The sequence below is a fragment of the Myxococcus sp. MxC21-1 genome, from assembly GCF_032612255.1.
Taxonomy (GTDB): Bacteria; Myxococcota; Myxococcia; order Myxococcales; family Myxococcaceae; genus Myxococcus; species Myxococcus virescens.
In genome coordinates, this window is sequence record NZ_CP123278.1 from 6,471,648 (window position 1) to 6,491,160 (window position 19,513).

The following is a 19,513-nucleotide window of genomic DNA, read 5'->3' on the forward strand; positions in this document are numbered from 1 at the left end:
GCACGGGCCTGCCCCGAAGAACTTCTGTCAGCAGTGCGGCGCGGCCTCCATGGGCACCTCGTCGCGCGAAGAGGAAGCGGGCGCCCCCTGGAAGTCACTGGGGCCGTGCCGCATCGAGAGGCTCGACGGCTCCAGCAGCGCCTCCGCCCGGGCGCGCGTCCGCTCGATGCACACCGCCATCAGTCGCCCCAGTTCCACCTGGGACAGGACGCCGTTTCGCGCGAGGAAATCCTCGTCGACGCCCGGGATGCGAGGGAGCGCGGGCGTCTGCTGCGACTCCAGCGCCAAGAGGGCCTGGCGCAACGCGTCCTTTGCACTCCGGCCGCCCCGCTCCAGGGCGAACGCGATGACGTCCCAGGCCAGTTCGGCGTGCCGCCCCTCGTCCTCGGAGATGACCGACAAGGCCTCCCGCACGACAGGGTCTGAGGCCCGCCTCGCGCCTTCGCCGGCGACCAGGGAGGCCATCCCCTCGGCCAGACATCCATCCAGCAGCGAACCGCGCACCAGCCGGGCCCAGGTGTCTCCTGAATCCATCGGGGAAGGCGGCGTACTTCCCTGTCCAAGCTCCGGAATCGTTCCCGCCGTCCAGCCCACCCCAGAATAGGCGTTGGCGAGCGCGAAGCACCGCCTGGCATGACGAATCTCATCCAGCGCCGCCAGGTGACAGTCCTCCAGGAGCTCAGAGGGCGCCCCCAACGCGGAGAGCTTGAGCGACAACTTCGAGAAGGCGGGAACGGACGCATGCTCCAGGCCCGCTGAGTACATCCAGACCTCCCCGAGCACCGTTCGCTGCCAGGGTGTGAGTCCCGAAACATCCGGAACGGCGTCATCCGCCCAACCCGCCCCCAGCGCCCGGCGAGCCACGCGCGTTCGTCCACGCAGGCGAAGGACCCTCCCCTTCGAAAAGTTGGTGGAGCTGATCAGGTGGACGAGCCAAGCCAGGGCCCCCACCGTCACAGCGGTGCCAAGTGCCATGATGCCCCCGAGGACCCTCATGACCCGGGGCTGGTGCTTCTGGAGCATGAGGACGAGTCCGCCCACGAAAGCCCCCACGATCAGGAGGACAACGAGAATCACGGTCACTGCAGCCATGGCCAACCCCTTCGAGAGTCCGCGGCGACGTGCCTCGGTCTCACGAGTGTCGTCGGCAATGCACCGAGAATGCCAACGCCGTTGGCCCTTCCGAGAAGCCCCGGGCGTGCAATGGGTGGCGCGGTCGCAGCACACCTGTGCACGCCGCTACACGGTGGACAAGGACCGGTCGGCCGCACGCAGGGGTCGCCGCCGACCACTCTTCGCATGAGCTCCCCTGCAGCGCGCTGGGGTGAGTCCCAGGGGAGACTGCTCGACTCACGTCCAACGCGCACACGCCCATCACTCAACCGTCGGCGCACAATCCAGAGCCGCGCCCAAACAAGGCTCGGCATACACCACCTCGGCATATTGGGTGCGCGTCCCGGTATGCGCCGCCAGACGGCGACACTCACAATAGGTTTCTCCAACCCATGTCGTGAAGGTCGCTTCGCTGTAGCAATCATACAGAGCGTTCTCCAGGCAGCGAAAATCAGTATCCGCGCTCTCGACTTGGGGGCGGCTGACTTCTCTGCTTCAGAAACGCGCTCACCAGTTCCCAATCAACACTACTCAACACTCACCTCGTGAGCCACTCCCCCTTCACGCCTTGCGATGGCAGCCGCCCCAGTCGGAAGAGCTGCGGCGGAATCAACCCATCCACCCAACGGGTTCACGCTCCATGCAGACACCCGCGCTTAAACGTTCTTGCCTGACTTGAATCACCCCAAAGATTGACACGCTGGAGTCGCCGCTCGCAATCTCGGCCCGTCGCTATCATTGGCGACCCGGAGTGCGTCTGGGGATAACCGAGCGCAATGGCTCACGAACAGACGCGGATCGCCGGCCATCACATCGTCCACGACGCGCAATGCCATGGAGCATTTCATGTCGAAATCGAATCAGTCCGCGCCGACCCTTTCTCGCCGCAGCCTGTTGCCAACACTCGCCGCGCTCGCCCTGGCTGTCGCCGCGCCGGATGCCAGCGCGTACTCGGCGATCTACGGCGGCGGCCCGTTCTATTCCGGCGGGACCGCGGTAATGAACGACCTGCGCGGCTCGGGTTTCACCACGGTCATCCTGTGGAGCTTCCACATCGAGGAGAACGGTGACCTGATCTACAACGACATTCCGGTGGTCAAGAACGGTGCCTACATGGGCGACCCAGCCTGGCCGGCCCGGCTAGCCACGCTGAAGACCGCGCCGACGTCGGTCAATCGCATCGAGGTGTCGATCGGTGCCTGGGGTGTTCCGGACTTCGAACGCATGATTCGACTGGTCAACGGCACCGCGCCCGGCTGCGGCACCACCGTCGTCTGCGGTACCGGAAGCAACAGCATCCTGTACAGGAACTTCCAGGCGCTGAAGGCCGCCACCGGCGCGGACGCCGTGAACTTCGACGACGAAAGCGCCTACGACCTGGCCCCGACCACGACCTTCAGCCAGATGCTCATCGGGATGGGCTACAAAATCACCTTCGCACCGTACACGCAGCAGACGTTCTGGCGGAACCTCAGGAACAACCTCGGCAGCGCCGTCGATAGAATCTACCTGCAAGTGTACGCCGGCGGCGCCGGCAACAACCCGGCGAGTTGGAACACCGCCATGGGCATGACTGTCGCCCCCGGCTTGTGGTCCAAGCATGGCAGCGGCTGCGCGTCGGGCGACAGCCCGGCCACGGTGCAGACCCGGATGAGCAACTGGAAGACCAGCGCCGGCATCAGCGGCGGCTTCATGTGGTTGTACGACGACATCCAGCAGTGCAGCGCGCAGGGGACGAGCGCGCAGTATGCGGCGGCAATCAACACCGCCGTCAGCGGCAACACCCCGCCGGTGGCCAACTTCGGTGTCACCGTCAGCGGCCTCACCGCGACCTTCAGCGATGCGTCCACCGACGCGGACGGAACCATCGCCTCGCGCAGCTGGAATTTCGGCGACGGCAGCACCTCCACCGCGACCAACCCTTCGCGCACCTACGCAAGCGCCGGCGACTACAACGTCACCCTGACCGTCACCGACAACGGCGGCGCCAGCCATACGAAGTCCCAGGCCGTGTCCGTCGGTTCGGGCTACGCCAATCTGGCGTTGAACAGGCCCACCACCAGTTCAACCCCCTGCAACAGCACCGAATCGGCCGCCAAGGCGGTCAACGGCAGCGTCTCGGGCGGGACCACCGACAAGTTCTGCTCACTGACCTCGCCGGCGTGGATGCAGGTCGACCTCGGTACGGCGCAGACAGTCAGCAGCTTCACGATCCAGCACGCGGGTGCGGGCGGTGAATCGACGGCTTGGAACAGCAGGGCGTTCACCATCCAGACGTCGAGCAACGGGTCCACTTGGAGTACGCCCGTCACGGTGAGCAACAACACTGGCAGCACTTCGACCCATGCAATCACGGCGACGTCGGCGCGATACATCCGGCTCAACGTGACGACGCCGACTCAGAACAGCGACCCAGCGACGCGAATCTACGAGTTCGAAGTTCGCTGAACTGTCGGTAACGAAGCCGGCCCTCGACACCACGAGGGTCGGCTTCGTGCCTATGCCTGCTCCAAGCAGGCATCGACGGGCCCCACCTACGCGGACATCAGGGGCTGAACGTACACAAGCCGCCGCTGCAGTTCCGCCTGAACGCATAAGTGAAGTGATATCCGTCGCCGACCGCGTCCGTGACGTCCCATCGATGATTGCGGATGTAGTAATCGGTGCTGCCGCAGGCAACGAGTGGAGGACACGTCCAGTAGGTTCCGCTGTATTGGTGGAACGAAAACCATTCTCCGGCGGCAACGTTCCAGGCAGCTTTCACTGAAGACTCGTACGACACCCAAAGCCCAACAGTCCCCCGATAGGGCGCGAGTTGGGTGAAGGATGTCTTGGCATCCGCGGCCGCCCAACCGTTGCCGGTCACATTGGACCAGCAGTTGAAGAAGTCCCCGCCCTTGTAACAGACGCTGTCTCTCCAGAAGGGGCCGTCCGCGCTCGTCAGGGGTTGAGTCACGGACGAGAAGCCGTCTCTCCCCTGCTCCCCAAGGTCCGGTGCGAATCCCCCTGATGATTCCAAATGGGGAGCCGCTTCATCCCGCACGATGACATGGGCATCATCAGGGACAGCACGGCGCGATTCGGCGCGGACCAACGCCGTGGGCGGCGTGGCGCCTTGCGTCAACTGGCGATAGAGTTCGACGGCGGAGTGCCTGGTAACATCACCGTCACGCAAGACACGTCCATCCGCTACGGGGCCACGCTCCACGACGAGGATGCCGCCGGGCTGCAAATCGTAGAATTCGATGAAGTGCTCCCGTGACACCTCGACACGAGCAAGCAGCTGATTGAGCTCATCGAGCTTCGGCCGCAGTCGCCGCGAGGCCTCCACCGCGGCCGCCGGATCGGACTCATAGAGTCGGTCGATGTGCTGGAACGACAGTCGCGCTGCATTCAGCGAGGACGGGCTGAGATCGATTGGCGCTTGGGTCTCCCCGAGTCCGTCACCGCACCCTGCTGACACCAGGCCGGCCATCAGCAGGATCCCCAGCCGAAACGTGCACTTGCTCTTCATGATGTATCCTCCTTGACTCCGGTTCCCAAACTATGCGCCGCCAACGTGCCTGTGAAATGCCGCGCAAATCCTGGCCTTCACATGCATTTCTTGTAATTCGCTAAAATTAGGGAGATGCTCGGTCCGGCGCGAACCGGGAGGTCCCATGAGCGGCGGCACCCTTCGAAGCCCACAGGTTCATGCGCTCGTGAGGCTCATCAACGAGGCACACGAGCTGCCAGCGCGAGTGGCGACACGGTCCCGGCATCTCCTCGTCGGGCTGTGTCGCATTCTGGGCGCAGAGGCCGGAGCGTGCGTCTTGGAGCGCGACTTCAGACCGGGAGGACATGTCGGATTCACGGAGATCGTCCTGGAAGGGTGGAGCGGGAGCGCGGTGTCCGCGCTCAAGGCGCTCCGGAGGATGGGAAGTGCCTGCAACCCCGCCATTCGCTCATTGATGGAGCGCGGCTCGGAACCCGGCACCATCGTCACCGCAATGCGCCGGGAACTGGTGGAGGACTGGAGCTGGTATGGCGCCCCCTATGTCGAGCATTATCTGCGCCCCACGGGGCTCGATGACTCGGTGTATTCAAGCCAGTGGTCCGAGCTCCCGGGGGTGGTGCGGGGTATCGGAATCTACCGTGAGCGGGGCGGCCGCCCCTTCGACGCCGCAGACCGCGAGCTGCTGCATCTGTTCCACGCCGAGTGCGGAGCCATGTTCGGCCCGCCAGGGTCCTCGAAGGTGGGAACGCCGTCAGGCGGGCTGGCGCCTCGCGAACGACAAACGTTGGAGTTGCTGCTTCAGGGACTCGGAGACAAGCAGATCGCGGCTCGGCTCGGCATCAGTCGTTTCACCGTGAATCAGTACACGAAAACCCTCTACCGCCGCTTCGGAGTCCAGTCGCGGGCGGCGCTCATCGCACAGGTGCTCGCACGCGATGAACCGGAGGCCACGACTGCGCTCCCCTCACGGCAAGTCCCGCCGGATGGACAACCGAAGCTCGCACGCGCATCCGACGGGCAGGAGCCGTGTTGATACTCGGAACCCCTGGGGTCGATTACCCCGTGTTCTTCTGCGATCGCAAACTGTAGCCCTGAACGCTTCGCGAGAGTCGTACGTCGCGAAGATTTTCGTCCGCCCAGGCTCTCTTGAGGCTCCGGCGCAGGGGGATGACTTCCCCCCTGCGCCTGGAAGCCCATGACTACGGAGGAGGCAGCGGCTGCCAGTTCGGGTCGGGCCAGACGAAGGGGTTTCCACCTGAGCCCGGGGCCGCGTTACCGAAATAACGCTGGCAACCCGCGACGTTCTCCGAGCGCCCCAACAGTTCCCAGAAGCCAGGGCAGACGTCCCGAGGAATTCGCGTGCGGCAGTCCGCCATCGTCCGCTCACCCGCGTCAGGCTGCGCGTAATAGGCGCTCACGAAGTTCCATGCGATGCGCTGGAGCGCTTGGACGGTCGCCGCGTTCGCGCCAGCAGGCCCCGGGGCGCCCTCGGGCGACTCCCGGAACACGGACGCATGGTGGACCGCGGCCATGTAGTACGCCCCCAGGCTCGTCAAGTGGACGTTGTCGCTGAAGAGCACGTTGAGCTTCTGCGACGTCGTACCGGTGATGCCCGGCACCTCGTTCGCGATGACGCGCTCCACCAGGTCGACCAGCGCTGTGCTCCCCGGGAGCGCCACCACGCGGTCCGCACGCCCATCGGACTGCAACGTGAGGTTGACCTTGGAGGACACACACTCCCAGGCAACCCGAGCGCTCTTCTCGTAGGCAATCCACCGGGCCGGGTTGGCTTTATCGATATCCAACCACGTGTGATAGAAATACGTCACGGCTTGCGGATTCCCGGCAATCAACCGGTCATGGAAGTGCCGCAAGTAACCGACGGTGTTCTCCCACTCGATGGTGCCCAGGAGGTCATGCCGCTCGGTGATGAGGAGGGTGTCGTATCGCTCGCCTGCGCCCAGCGTCTGGGGAGACAAGAGCTCCTGGACCACGTTCATGTTGGAGCCCACGCGATTCTTGCCCTGGCGGTACCCTGCCCATCCGCCATTGCCCCAGGTCCGCCCCCGGAGGGGTGAGCCAATCACGTTCTGCTGGTTCCAGTTGAAGTCCTTCCCCAGGCTCGTGGCGATGCCATCGAAGTGGTCGGGCATGGGATTGTCGAGCAGGCTGTGTCCGGAGAAGAAGACCCGGGCGCTCGTGATGGGGGGCGCCGTGCCGGGCTCCCCCGCGTCCGAGCCGCCGGCATCCGGGACTCCCGCGTCCTCCGCCCCCGCATCTGGCTCCGTGTCGCCGCCGTCCGGAGGCCGTACGCCCGAATCAGCGGTGCCAGGAAGCGCGTCGTCGGGAACGTCCTGACTGGACTGCCCAGCACACGCCAGCCCGAGGGAGAGAACCAGAAGGGTGCATGGCCTCAGCCGGAATGCATACATCATTCAAGCCCTCATCGCTGAAACGACGGTTCCATCCCACCGCTCCACCCTGAAGGAGCGGCCACCTGCGCCAATCCAGAATAGACTGGAAGCCACCCATTCAGTCATCCTTTCCCCTCTCCAAGGAGGCACAAATGAAGATGGGACGCATCGCAGTGGGCTTCGTGGCCGGTCTCGTGTCCATGGTGGGCTGTGGTGGCCAGACGCAGGATGCGCCGGACACGGACGTGGCAGCCGAGGGCCTCGAGCAATCCTGTGTGTATGCTTATTTCGAGTGTGGCTATCGCGGCCACCAGTATCCCTATGCCTGGCCGGCGACCTGCGCCGTCGGAATCCATACGCACCAACAGGCCTTTGCGGTCTGTCTCGCGGAATGCCCCTGGATGTGCGTCGACACGGGGGACCTCGACACGGGGGACATCGGCACGGAGCCATCGTCGGAACTCCCTGTCACGGTCACTGGATTTGGGCCTTGAGAATCATGCGAACAACTCGCATGATTCGCTCACAGCACGCGCCATGATGCACACGCTCTATCGGCCCCACGCGCCTCTCGACAAGTTCGTGGACTTCTTCTGGGTGTCCTCCGGCTACGTCGCACAGACGCCACGAGAACGTGTGCTGCCGTCGGGCTCGCAGTCCCTTATCGTCCCTCTCGGCGCCCTCCCACTGCGCGTCTACTCCAGCGACCAGACAGACGAGGCCACTGAACTCCGGGGCGCGATCGTAACCGGCGCGAGAAGCAGCCCGCTGACCATCGCGGCCGTGGCTGGCCCGACCGCAGGTATCGACTTCAAGCCCGGCGGCGCGCGCGTCTTCTTCGACGTGCCCTGCAACGAATTCGCGGAACAAGTCATTTCGCTGGATGCGATATGGGGCGCGTCGGCGCACTCACTGCGCGAACGGATAATGGAGGCATCCTCGCCGCGCGAGCGCTTGCGACTGCTGGAAGAACACCTCCTGCACCTCCTGCACCGGCTGCGCCGGCCCGTCGAACCAGCGCCCGCGCTTCGTGCGGCGCTGGCCGCGTTCGAGGAACCCGACCTCACGTCGGTCGCTGAAGTCAATCGCCGCACGGGGCGCTCCCCCAAGCGCCTGTTGGCCCTGTTCCGCGAGGAAGTCGGCTTGAGTCCGAAGACGTACTGGCGCGTTCGACGGTTTCAAGCGGCGCTCCTCGACGTCGAACAGGGCGCCTTGCGTGGCGCCGCGTTGGCCGCCGAGCACGGCTACTTCGACCAGGCCCACTTCCTTCGCGAGTTCCGGTCGCTCGCCGGCTCAAGCCCCCGCGAGTACCTGGCAACGCGCGTCGAGGGCACCGACCACGTGGCGGTCTCCGGGTAAAAAGATCCAATCCGCGGCGGCTGTCCCGGCGTTTCCTAGGCGTCATGGAACCGAGTGAACGCCTCCCACAGCGCGTGCCGGCAGGCCCGGCATGGACGGAACGGTCGCACCCCAGCCACAGGGGCCCCCACAGAGGGAGGCGAGCATGAGCGCCGACTCCCCGCCACGCGGGCCCAGGAACGCCCTCTCCGGGGCCTTGGGGCACTTCTCGGACCGCAGGGGCCGCTCGTCGCTGGGGCCGCGCTCTCGTCGACGTTGGCGGCGGCCCTCGCATTGGTGCCGTTCTTCGTCGTCGCACGCATGGCGACCTCGATCTACGCGACGCCGCCGGACCTCGACGCGGTTCGCGCGCTCGCCCTCCTTGCCGCGGGTGCGCTCGCGTTGCGTTACATCCTCGTCGCCGCCTCGAACATGCTGGCGCACGTCGCCGCGTTCCGCATCCTCCATGACCTGCGCGTGCGGCTCGCGAAGAAGCTCGGCGCCGTTCCGCTTTCATTTTTCAGCCGTCGTGGCGCGGGCGAACTGAAGAAGACACTGATGGACGACGTGAACCAGCTCGAGGCGTTCGTCGCTCATCACTTCCCGGATGCGGTCACCGCGCTCGTCGTCCCGCTCGCGACGGCCATCGCCCTCCTGTGGATTGACTGGCGCATGGCCCTTGCCAGCCTCGTGATGGCGCCGCTCGCCGTCTTGGCGATGGCCGTCGCCATGCGCGAGGTCGGCAAGGCCCATCAACAGTGGAACGAGCTCCAGAGCCGAATGAACCGCTCGCTGCTCGAATACCTGCGGGGCATCCACGTCATCAAGACCTTCGGCCTGTCCGCGCGGCGCTTCAGCGACCTCTCGCGCTCCATCGAGGAAGGGCTCGCGTGGATGGAGGGTTTCATGCGCACCAACGGCCGTGGCTACGGCGCGTTCGGCGCGCTCATCGGCTCGAGCCTCGTCGTCCTCGTCCCCATGGGCGGTTGGCTCTACACGCGCGGCACGCTTTCGCTCGAGTCGCTCGTGCTCTTCCTCGTACTCGGGCCACAGCTCCTCATGTCGATGATGCGGCTGATGTTCGCGTGGGGCAACGTTGACAGCATCCAGGCGGGCAACGCGCGCATCCAGGCCATCCTCGCGGCGCCCGACCTCGAGACTCCCACGAGCGCCGCGCGGCCCACGCACGATGGCGTCGCGTTCCGTGGCGTCAGTTTCCGTTACGAGGACGGTGGTTCGGAGGTCCTCCGCGACGTCTCCTTCGAAGCGCCCGCGGGCAAGGTCACGGCACTGGTCGGACCTTCGGGCGCTGGCAAGACGACGCTCGTGAGGCTCGTGCCTCGGCTCTGGGAGGCGACGAACGGCGCGGTTGAACTCGGCGGCGTCGATGTGCGCGCGCTCCCGCTCGACCAACTGCTCTCCCACCTCTCGATGGTATTCCAGGACGTCTTCCTCTTCCACGGCACCGTTCGCGAGAACCTGCGTCTCGCTCGGCCCGATGCCACCGATGCGCAAGTCGATGCCGCGTGTCGTGCGGCGCGTGCGTACGACTTCATCCAGGCGCTTCCCAGGAAGTACGACACGCTGCTCGGTGAGCGCGGCGCCCGCCTCTCCGGGGGCGAGAAGCAACGCCTGTCCATCGCGCGCGCGCTCCTCAAGGACGCCCCGGTGCTGCTGCTCGACGAGGCGACGGCTTTCGCCGACCCCCAGAATGAGGCGCGCATCCAAGAAGCGCTGTCCGAGCTATGCGCGGGACGGACGGTGCTCGTCGTCGCGCACCGGCTTTCGACCATCGCCACCGCGGACCACATCGTCGTCCTCGACGGCGGGCATGTGAATGACCAGGGGACACACGACGAATTGCTCGCGCGCTGCGCCTTGTACCAGCAGCTCTGGCGCAGCCACACCGAAGCGCTCGACTGGTCACTGGGCGATCCGGGCACTCCTGACATTCAGAAGGAGGTGGTGTGATGCTCAGGGAACTCTTCATGCTCGGCGAGCGGCTCGCGGGCCGAAAGGACGCACGGCTCCGGCGCGGCCTTCTCTTCGCCTTTGCCGAGGCACTCGCAGTCGCCGCGCCCTACACGCTGGTCCTCTTCTTCGTTCGTGAAGCGCTCGAGCACCGGCTATCGATGCACCTGACGTGGTGGCTCACCGGCGGCATCGCGCTCTCGGTGCTGCTGCGCCTGGCGTTCTCGATCAGAGCGATGTCCAACATCTTCGTCGCCGCGCACGCGCTCATGGGGCAAGCGCGCATCCGCACCGCCGACCACCTGCGACGCCTGCCCATGGGTTTCTTCACGCAGCGAAGGAGCGGTGAACTGGCAGGCGTGCTCACCACCGATGTCGCGCTTGTCGAAGACGTGTGGTCGCACACCATCGGCATCTTCACGGCGAGCTTCGCACTGCCGATGCTCGTCGGTCTCGGCCTCTGTTTCCTCGATTGGCGCCTGGGGCTCGTCATCCTCGCCGCCCTACCGGTGGCGCTCCTCGTGCTGGCCGCGACCACGCCCCTCTTCGTGCGTGAGTTCGAAGCCGTGCTCGAGGCCTCGGCGGATGTAAACGCCCGCGTCGTCGAATACGTGCAGGGCATCGCCGTGCTTCGGGCGTTCGGCCGGCACGGCGAGGTCTACCAGCGCTTCGTGAAGGCAATGGAGCGCCTGCGCGACGCCCTCATCCGCGCCGATGTCTTGCCCTCCCCGCTGCTCGCCGTGTTCGGCTTCGTCGTCGAGATGAGCTTCGTCGCGATGGCGTACGCAGGAAGCACCCTGGCGTTGCGCGGTTCGATTCAGCCCGGGGTGCTGCTCGTCTTCCTCATCGTGACGGTCGGGGTCGTTCGTCAGGTCGCGGATCTCGGAGTGGCACTGCTCATGCTTCGAGCGTCTCAGCGTGCGCTCGGTCGCGTTGATCGGCTACTCGCGGAGAAGCCGCTCGCGGAACCGTCCGTAAGAGCGGCGTCGATCCAGAAGTTCGACGTGGAGGTCGACGCAGTGTCCTTCGCGTACGAAGACGCGACCGTACTCGACGGCGTCTCGGTGACGTTCCCCGAACGCTCGTTGACCGCGCTCGTCGGTGCCTCGGGCTCAGGGAAGTCGACGCTGGTCCACCTCGTGGCGCGGCTGTGGGACATCCCGCGCCAGGGAGCCATCCGCATCGGCGGCGTCGACATCCGGGACATTCCGTTCGAGGAACTGCACCAGCACCTCGCGATGGTGTTCCAGGACGTCGTCCTCTTCTCCGGGACCATCCTCGATAACCTGCGCGTTGGACGGCCCGACGCCTCGCTCGAGGAAGTCCAGCGGGCAGCGCGGGCAGCGCGCGCTCACGACTTCATCACCGCCTTGCCGAACGGCTACGACACCCTGCTTGGGGAAGGAGGAGGAACCCTCTCGGGGGGTGAGCGCCAGCGCTTGTCCATCGCACGTGCCATCCTCAAGGACGCCCCCATTGTGCTTCTCGACGAGGCCACTGCCTCCGTCGACGCGTCGGCGGAGGCTGAAATCCAGCGCGCCATCGACGAACTGGTCAGGAAGAAGACCGTCGTCGTGATCGCACATCGGCTGCGCACCGTGCGGCGGGCGCACCGCATCGTCGTGCTCGACAAGGGGCGCGTCGCGGAGTCAGGCACGCACGACGAATTGCTCGCGAAGCGCGGCGTCTACGCAGCGCTCTGGCAGGAACAGGAGCGGGCCAAGGGCTGGCGGCTCGCGGCGAGTACGGCCGCCCGCGTCACCGAGAAGCGGACCTGACGGGCTCTCCACCTGCACTCTGGCTTCAAAGCCGAGCCGGGCGGTCAGCGCGAGCAGAGGGAGTCGCGCTCGGGCTGGAATTCGCTCTCGCGGGTCCTCAGCGTGTTCCGAAGCCCGAGCCCTTCGAGACCGTCCACAGCAGACGGATTTGCGTCGCACGCTGGCGGATGGTGTCGGAAACGCTGCCGAACTCTCCCGCGCGGTTGGCAACGAAGGCTTCGAGCGCCACGCCGTGTTGCCCGGCGAGCAGGAGCTCTGCACGCGCGGTGGCATAGGTGATGAGCTCCACGCCCTCACCGAGGAAGGCGCCCGAAATGAGATAGTTGCGCACGGACACGCCGACGCGCCCGACACCCCGCCGCACCAGGCCCAGCTCGAAGGCCGACTGCGCCCCAGGCCCGAAGTGGTAGTCACGAGCGGACTCCGGCGAGGTGAGACCGCCGCCATGGCCAAACGGCACCCCGGCCATGTTCGCGGTGACGTCCAGGGTGAGCTGCGACGTGAGAGGAACCTGCGCCACCCCGCCGATGCCGAGGCTGACCGTAGAAACCCGCAGCGTGTTCGGATTGGCGAAGTCGTAGCCCGCCATCAAACCCCAGAGCCCCGAAATGGAGCGGAACTCGAAGCGGTCGCCGTAGAGAAGCCCCCGGCTGAAGAATCCCACCGTCAGCGTGTCGCGCGAGAAGCCCATGCGCGCGGTGAGCGTGAAGTAGTCGAAGGGCTGGTCATAGTCGCTCGTGGTGAGCTGCGGGGGGCCGTAGACCATTTCGACGCCGAGGTGCCCCTCCATCTTGTTGGGAACATCGAAGCGCGTGCCGTCGATGTCGTTGTAGTTGTCGACGTTGCTCGTGAGGCCGGCCATCAACTGGAGGAAGTTCCCCTGCACCGGGAGGAAGTCGTTCTTGCGGCGGCCAAAGAGGTAACGGTTGATGCCGCCCACGGGTTCGACGAGCAGCGAGAGCACCGAGCGCGCCACCGTGGGTTCGCCTTCGTCGAGAATCGCGAGCGCGGTGCGATGCAGGACCTCGCCCAGCACGACGCCCCCGATGGACGTTGTAATGAGGTCGTTCGTGGATGGAGTCTCAGACTCCATGAACAGCTCCCACAACACGCTTGACGCGACCGTGAACGGGACGGAGCCCCAGAAGCCGAAGCCGCTCGAGCGCGCCGCGGTGTAGGCCAGCGAGCCCTGGTAGGGGTGCCCGAGCGCATTGGTCGCGAACGCATCCTCGTCCCACGCCCAGCCATCGGCGACGTTGCGACGCATGGTCTCCAGCGAGATGTCCGCGTAGGGCTTGCCGAGGAGCTTCGCCGTCCCCCAGAAGATGGCGTGGAAGGCGCCCATCTCCACGATGGGCACAACGAAATTGCGCCCTCCTCCGTCCGGCGCGTTCCAGATAGCGCGGCGAGGCGGGTGCACGAGCTCCGGCACGAGGAGCCGGGGCTCCGCGGGAACGGCCTCGACGCACGCCTCCGACACCAGGGGGGCATCCGCGGGCGCCGCGCCTGCGTCGCCTCCTGAGACGAGCGAGAACACAAGGAGCAGGCCTGAGACGCGATGCACGGGGAGCGGGTTCATGGCGTGCATCGGGCTCTAATTGCTCCCGGGAGCGACTGCACGCACCAACCGCTACAGGCGCGGAGCGAGCCACGAATCCAGCGCAAGTTGAGAACTGTTTCCGATGGCACCGAACACTCGTGATGAACCGAAGTCGAGCCAGGCAGACGGTGCCGGACGCGAGGGAAAGCAGGCGAGCGGGTTCGCCCGCCGGCGACCTTCCCTGGAGGCCGTGGTGCATCGCGCCGCCGCGTCAACGCCCCTGAGACATGCAGTGAACTCCAGCTGATGCGGGGCTCCATCAAGCCGTGCGAGGAGGTTCCATGGAGCGTCGCCCCTGCGGCGGACGGGACTGCAGGTGTCCGTGCTCGGCTTTGGCCCCGGACACGTAGGTGGCGCCTACGCGCATCACCCGTGGCGTGGACCAGGTCCACATGCGCTTACGCACCAACGTGCTCGACGTGGTGCATTTCCACTCGTGCCCTTTCATGTGTTCCGGCCTGCGCGTCCGTCTTGACGCATGGATGCTGCTGGGCATCCAGGCCAGTCCCGGAAACATCGTGAAAGCTCGGCGTGAAGCGCTGGAGACGGCCCGGAACCGTGTTCACGGCATGTGGACACGTCCGCCTTGATGCAACGAAGCTGTAACGCAGAAGGCCGGGCCCCCTCGCATCTCCGCGAGAAACCCGTGACAATCAACGAAATGAACCTGCGACTCTCGATACGCTCCCTGTTGATACTCTCCCTCACAGTCGCTCCCGCACTTTCCGGCTGTGGTTCCGATGACGTCGATCCGACGCCGGACGCGGGATTTGATGCGGGTGTTCAGCCCGACGCCGGCATTGAGCCGGACGCCGGCATTGAGCCCGACGCCGGCATTGAGCCCGACGCCGGCACTGAGCCCGAGCCCGACGCTGGCACCGAGCCGGATGCGGGTACCGAGCCCGACGCAGGTACCGAGCCCGACGCCGGCACCGACCCGGACGCTGGCACTGACCCGGATGCAGGCACCGACCCCGACGCCGGCACCGACCCCGACGCCGGCACCGACCCGGATGCAGGCACCGACCCCGACGCCGGCACCGATCCAGATGCAGGCACCGACCCCGACGCCGGCACCGACCCGGATGCAGGCACCGACCCCGACGCTGGCACCAACCCGGATCCGTTCACCGTTTGCGAGGGCGAGTGCCAGGAAACCGCGACCACGGTTCGATTGGGCGAAAACCAGCGTGTCTTGACCAGCGCCTACTTCGGATATGACGAGACGGACAACCCGGAGGCCCCGTGGGAGCTTTGGATCGAGCTCAACAACGGCGCGCCGGGTGAGTGCCCCACCGAGGATTCGCCGCTCCCGCCGCAGCTGGTCAACGTTCACAAGGTGAGGATGCCGGTGGACGCAACGCCGCAGGTAGGAACCATGTCGGGCGAGCCGACAGCGACGCTCGTCGACTTCGAGGGTGTGCTCACGACCGCGTACTTCCTGCACAGCACGAGCCTCACCTTCACACCTGTGGCCGCCTCGCTCTGCCCCACCTGCGTCCTGAGTGGTACCCCTCCCGAATCGCACTTCGTGGCCTTCGACTTGAATGGCCTCTACGAAAATGGCGCCATCACCGGCCACGGGTACGCCACCTACTGCCCCTCGCTCGACTCCTTCAAGCGCAGGAAGTAACCGCGGTCCGGCTCACCTGACGGTGAGTCGGACCTGCCCAGGCCCCTGTGTCAGGGGCCTGGGCCCACCGAAGCGTTGCGCTGCCAGACGACGGCGAGAGCACCGGCCCCCCTCCCCTTTGAGGAAAGCCGCCACGCCGGCCGCCGATCGAGACGCTGAGGCGGACAGCCATCACCCCCAGCGGTCTTGCTGGAGTTCCTGAAGGCGAGCCTTGATTTTCGCCTCCCGTTGGCCATCCGTCCTCGCCATGGACAGGTGACGCATCGTGACCCGCTTCGCCGCCTTGTCGAGTTCCTCCGCCGACTGCTTCGGGTTGTCGCGAATGAACGCCTCCATCTCACCCATGATCTTCTTTTCGAGATTCGCGATGCCGGGTTTGTTGATTCCAATCACGTATCCGGACTGGATGAAGGACTCCATGAGGTTTGCCGCCGTCGCTCTCCAATCCGGGGCTGCGTCAGACGCCTTCGTCGCGGTCGTCGTGCTCGGCGCGGCACTTTTTGCATTGGAGGCTGAGCCCATGCCCAGCAGACTTCGCATTGCATGAAAGACAGGCTGTCGGGTCGTGATAGCCATGGCGCCCCCCCAATGCATACGAGTTGGAGGCAATCTAGGGCAAACATTCGGCGGGTGGACTCGTGGAAATCCCATACACCGCCTGACAGTGTTCAATCCCAAACGCTGTTGCTGCTAACCCCTGGTGATTCTAGCGACCGATGAATCGGGGGCAGATCAACTTCAGACACAGTGAGGAAGCCCGCCCCTTCACGCCGTGCTCACGAGCCTCGCGCACGCCTCGCGCTCATAGGGGAGCCCCGCCTTCCTGAAGTGCCCCCCGGCGTTGCCGAAGCGCGGGTCCCAGAGGTGCGAGGTGTCCACGAGCGCGGCGAGGAAGCGCCGCTGTGCTTCTGTCCTCACCACCCCATCTCCACTCGGAAAGGCGTGGACGAGGAGGGGGCCCCACTCGAAGTCCACCCAGGACTTCTGGGTGGTCCGCGCGACCGCCACGGCCGCGTCCACCACGAGGTCGAAGTCGGGGACGCGCTCCAGGAGCCGCTGGACGACCGTGAAGCGCGGCTGCATCGGAAGCTGCGGCGGCTTCACCGGGAACCAGTCGTTGATGTGCGCGGCATGCTGCTCCAGCGCGATGCGCAACTCGCGTGTCGCGACCTCGCTCCGTGCCAGGGACGGCGCCATCGCCGCGCAGAGACGCACCGAGGGCTCCGCATCCGACAAGAAGCGCTCCAGGGACACGTTGAGCTCTCCCAGCGCCAGGAGCAGGGAGCATCGCTCCGCCACATCCACCGTCCGCGTCGCCATCTCCGTCAGCCGTTCCACCAGTTCGCCCGGCCGCACGTCCGACGCCGGTGACGTGGCGTGCGCGGTGGCGGCCATCGCCGCGTGCATCCGCACCCGGGCATCCGGATGGTCCAGGTTGGCCAGCAGCGAGCGGGTCAGGAACGGCGCCACCCGGGCACACGCCAGCACGGACTGCGCATGGAGCGCGTTCGAGGCGTCCTCATCCTCGTAGATGGCATCATCGTCGTCCGCGTCCAGGAGCGGCCCCAGGTCGAACCGGGCCATCGACTCCAGGTCCTCCATCGTCGCGCCGCTCCGCTCGAAGGCGTCCACCACACGCGTCAGGAACAACAGCAACTCCGCGCGAACAGGCTCCTCGCCCGCATCCAGCCTCGCGTCGTCGAGCAACCCGAGAATCACGAGTGCAACTGGAGCCGTCGCGGGGAAGACGGTGCCCTGATGGATGATGGCCGACCACAGGTGCTGCATGGCTGCACCGCGCGCCCGCGCGTCCTCGGTGAGCAAGGCACGAAGGTGTTCAGGCGTGTCAGTGGCGCGTCCATAGGCGTGTACCAGCCGTGACCAGTCCGTCGCGTCGAGTGCGGGAATCCCGATGAGCATCAGCGCGACTATCCCCCACGAATGACAGCGCCTCAATGCATGAGCGCAGCACGGGCCGTCCCGCTCAAGGCGTGAGCTCCTCCACGCTCCCGCTCACCCGCTGCCATACGCCGACGATTCGATGCACGTCCTGGATGTCCGCCCGCATGCACGAGTGGCGGCAGCGAGTGAGGCCGGAGATTCCCGTTTGTCCATACGCCGCTGGCTCGGCGAGGATGCGCGGCATGGATGACTTCTACGCTGACGTCCTCGACCACGTCGGGCGTCCCCCCCGAGAGTTCGGCTCCGTCCACCTGCACGTGGAGCCCGTGATTCGCAATCCGCTTGGGCAGGCCACCGCCGTCGTGTGGCTTCAGGCCGCCTTCGAGCCCCTCGCCACCACCCCGTCGTCCGTGCGGGTGATGGGCAGGCAGAAGCAGGGCTCCGCGCACCGGATGCTGGGCCAGTTCCCGCTGCCATCTCTTGCGGGAGGTCGCGTGGTGCGGTGGCGGCTTCCGCTCGAGCTGCCCCCGGAGTTCGATGAAGTCCACTTCCAGGTGGAGTCGAGTCTTCACCCCAACGCCGGGCGCGTGCGGCCCGCGTGGAAGCTCTTCGACACCCTGGAGATTCCCAAGGAGAGTGACATGAAGGCGGTGTCGGGCGAGGTCTCCATGGGAATCGACCTCGGTGAATCGCTGCTCAACACCGTGATGTCTGGGGGCCTGAGTGTCACCGCCTACATGAAGATGGGCCCCCAGGTTTCACCGGGCAGCCTGGCTGTGAAGCGCCACGCGGCGGCCACGCTTCCGACCGCCTTCATCGCAGCCGTGGTCGACGGTCCCTTGGAGCCACTGTCCGACCAGCAATGCGAGCGCGTCTGGGAGCCGGGGATGGCCCTCCCCGCCGCCAGCGCCGCGCCCAGTTGGAGCACGGAGCCCACGCCTGCCATGGCAGCGCATGTCTTGAAGACACTGCGGACCTGCTACGCCTGCGGCTTCGAGGGCCCACGAGAGGAGTATGAGCGCGCCACGATGTGTCCCCGGTGTGACGCGACGTGGATGTAGGCACGCCAGGAGAACCCGCTGGCTGTTGGATTATCGGGCCTCCCCTGTTGAGATAGAACGGGCGCATGCTCCACTCGCGTCGTTTCGTCCTGGCCCTCTCGTCCGTTGTCGCGGTTGCCACCGCCTGCAGTTCGCCGGATCCAGTCCCGGACCGCCCCAACATCCTGCGCTTCGAAGCAAACCCGGCGACCATCGCTCCGGGCGAGTCCGCCGAATTGTCCTGGGAAGTCACCGGCGCGCAGGACCTCTCCATCGATTACGGCGTGGGCGAGGTGCCCGGAAAGTCAGTTCAGGTCCGCCCGACAGCGATGACGACGTACACACTCACGGCGACCAACGAGAGCGGCAGCACCACCGCGAGCACCACGGTCGCGGTGAGCACGTCCGATGGGACGAATCTCTCCGGAAGCCTCACGACGCGCACACTGACGCGCGCGGGCTCGCCGTATCACGTGACGGGTGACTTGACGGTGCCCGCGGGGAGCCGGCTCACCATCGAGCCCGGCGTCCACCTCATTTTCATGGGACACCACAAGCTCGCCGTGCATGGGCGAATCACGGCGCAGGGCACCGCGGCCAGCCCCATTGTCTTCACCGCCAACAATCCCTCCCGAGGCTGGGCTGGACTGCGTCTGGCAGCGACGTCGGACGCCGGGTCGGACTTCCTGGAACACTGCATCTTGGAGTACGGCAACAAAATCGACGGCGAGAACGGCGCGGGCGCGGAGGGCTCCTATTCCGAGAACGCCGGTGGCGCGCTTTGGATTGGCTCACGCGCGAACGTGAACCTGAACCACAACGAGTTCCGCTTCAACAAGGCGCCCGCGTTCGGCGGCGCGCTGATGCTGATTGCGCCGACCAGCTCGGGCGTCGCCACCGGGAACATCTTCCACGGCAACGAATGCACCGGTCCGCGAACCCAGTTCGGAGGCGTGGGTGGCGCGGTCAACACCGCGCACCTCCCGGCCAGCAACCAATGGACGTTCCGCGGCGGCGAGTTCCGTAACAACAGGGCACCGGAGGGCGGGGCACTCTACTTCTTCGACAGCAACGTGATCCTCGACGGGGTTGCGCTGTCTGGAAACAGCCCCCAGAACTGGGCGACGCCGGAGCCACACCGGCTGACGCTCATCAACACGCCGAGGTAGCGGGAGGCCCCCGCAGCACGGTCCCCATCGCTCGAGGCAAACCTGACCGGGTCCGCGGG

At 66.2% G+C, this 19,513-nt stretch carries 16 protein-coding genes; 9 read left to right on the forward strand and 7 right to left on the reverse strand.

Annotated elements, in window-relative coordinates:
- Positions 1–27: 27 nt before the first annotated feature.
- On the reverse strand, positions 28–765 hold the full coding sequence (locus QEG98_RS28640; protein ID WP_316563567.1) for a ferritin-like domain-containing protein: 738 nt from the start codon (positions 763–765) through the stop codon (positions 28–30).
- Positions 766–1,959: 1,194 nt separating this feature from the next.
- Here QEG98_RS28640 and QEG98_RS28645 point away from each other — a divergent pair.
- The gene (locus tag QEG98_RS28645) at positions 1,960–3,561 is read left to right on the forward strand and encodes a PKD domain-containing protein (RefSeq protein ID WP_316567977.1); all 1,602 of its coding nucleotides are present in this window, start codon (positions 1,960–1,962) and stop codon (positions 3,559–3,561) included.
- Between the two features lie 97 nt (positions 3,562–3,658).
- Here QEG98_RS28645 and QEG98_RS28650 read toward each other — a convergent pair whose 3' ends face one another.
- Positions 3,659–4,627 carry a hypothetical protein gene (locus tag QEG98_RS28650; RefSeq protein ID WP_316563568.1) on the reverse strand — a complete coding sequence of 323 codons (969 nt, stop codon included), beginning with the start codon at positions 4,625–4,627 and terminating at the stop codon, positions 3,659–3,661.
- Positions 4,628–4,925: 298 nt separating this feature from the next.
- Between QEG98_RS28650 and QEG98_RS28655 the strand changes: the two genes are divergently transcribed.
- A complete protein-coding gene (locus QEG98_RS28655) occupies positions 4,926–5,642 on the forward strand; it encodes a helix-turn-helix transcriptional regulator (RefSeq protein ID WP_316563569.1) in 717 nt (238 codons plus the stop codon).
- 166 nt (positions 5,643–5,808) lie between these two features.
- On the opposite strand, the gene QEG98_RS28660 is transcribed toward QEG98_RS28655, so the two are convergent.
- The gene (locus QEG98_RS28660) at positions 5,809–7,044 is read right to left on the reverse strand and encodes a hypothetical protein (RefSeq protein ID WP_316563570.1); all 1,236 of its coding nucleotides are present in this window, start codon (positions 7,042–7,044) and stop codon (positions 5,809–5,811) included.
- Between the two features lie 131 nt (positions 7,045–7,175).
- Here QEG98_RS28660 and QEG98_RS28665 point away from each other — a divergent pair, with 131 nt between their 5' ends.
- The 4 genes from QEG98_RS28665 to QEG98_RS28680 all read left to right on the forward strand — a co-directional run bounded on the left by QEG98_RS28665 (position 7,176) and on the right by QEG98_RS28680 (position 12,110).
- On the forward strand, positions 7,176–7,517 hold the full coding sequence (locus QEG98_RS28665; protein WP_316563571.1) for a hypothetical protein: 342 nt from the start codon (positions 7,176–7,178) through the stop codon (positions 7,515–7,517).
- A gap of 43 nt (positions 7,518–7,560) precedes the next feature.
- Positions 7,561–8,382, forward strand: a complete 822-nt coding sequence (locus QEG98_RS28670) for a DUF6597 domain-containing transcriptional factor (RefSeq protein ID WP_316563572.1) — start codon at positions 7,561–7,563, stop codon at positions 8,380–8,382.
- 255 nt (positions 8,383–8,637) lie between these two features.
- Positions 8,638–10,332: an ABC transporter ATP-binding protein gene (locus tag QEG98_RS28675; RefSeq protein WP_316563573.1), complete on the forward strand. Its 1,695-nt coding sequence runs from the start codon at positions 8,638–8,640 to the stop codon at positions 10,330–10,332.
- Complete coding sequence (locus QEG98_RS28680; RefSeq protein WP_316563574.1) at positions 10,332–12,110, forward strand: ABC transporter ATP-binding protein; 1,779 nt, start codon at positions 10,332–10,334, stop codon at positions 12,108–12,110. Before QEG98_RS28675 ends, QEG98_RS28680 begins: the two co-directional genes overlap by 1 nt.
- A gap of 97 nt (positions 12,111–12,207) precedes the next feature.
- On the opposite strand, the gene QEG98_RS28685 is transcribed toward QEG98_RS28680, so the two are convergent.
- Positions 12,208–13,689 (reverse strand): DUF3943 domain-containing protein, encoded by a 1,482-nt coding sequence (locus tag QEG98_RS28685; protein ID WP_316563575.1) that lies wholly within the window; start codon positions 13,687–13,689, stop codon positions 12,208–12,210.
- A gap of 667 nt (positions 13,690–14,356) precedes the next feature.
- Here QEG98_RS28685 and QEG98_RS28690 point away from each other — a divergent pair.
- Positions 14,357–15,343 carry a hypothetical protein gene (locus tag QEG98_RS28690; RefSeq protein WP_316563576.1) on the forward strand — a complete coding sequence of 329 codons (987 nt, stop codon included), beginning with the start codon at positions 14,357–14,359 and terminating at the stop codon, positions 15,341–15,343.
- Between the two features lie 171 nt (positions 15,344–15,514).
- Here QEG98_RS28690 and QEG98_RS28695 read toward each other — a convergent pair whose 3' ends face one another.
- From QEG98_RS28695 to QEG98_RS28705, 3 genes are all read right to left on the reverse strand, one after another.
- On the reverse strand, positions 15,515–15,919 hold the full coding sequence (locus tag QEG98_RS28695) for a hypothetical protein (protein WP_167371143.1): 405 nt from the start codon (positions 15,917–15,919) through the stop codon (positions 15,515–15,517).
- 189 nt (positions 15,920–16,108) lie between these two features.
- Entirely contained in the window at positions 16,109–17,263 is a 1,155-nt protein-coding gene (locus tag QEG98_RS28700; RefSeq protein ID WP_316563577.1) for a hypothetical protein, read from the reverse strand.
- A gap of 64 nt (positions 17,264–17,327) precedes the next feature.
- Complete coding sequence (locus tag QEG98_RS28705) at positions 17,328–17,489, reverse strand: hypothetical protein (protein WP_316563578.1); 162 nt, start codon at positions 17,487–17,489, stop codon at positions 17,328–17,330.
- Between QEG98_RS28705 and QEG98_RS28710 the strand changes: the two genes are divergently transcribed.
- Both QEG98_RS28710 and QEG98_RS28715 read left to right on the forward strand, forming a co-directional pair.
- Positions 17,488–18,306 (forward strand): hypothetical protein, encoded by an 819-nt coding sequence (locus QEG98_RS28710; RefSeq protein WP_316563579.1) that lies wholly within the window; start codon positions 17,488–17,490, stop codon positions 18,304–18,306. The genes QEG98_RS28705 and QEG98_RS28710 overlap by 2 nt on opposite strands.
- Positions 18,307–18,371: 65 nt before the next feature.
- Positions 18,372–19,454 (forward strand): hypothetical protein, encoded by a 1,083-nt coding sequence (locus QEG98_RS28715; RefSeq protein ID WP_316563580.1) that lies wholly within the window; start codon positions 18,372–18,374, stop codon positions 19,452–19,454.
- Positions 19,455–19,513 lie beyond the last annotated feature (59 nt).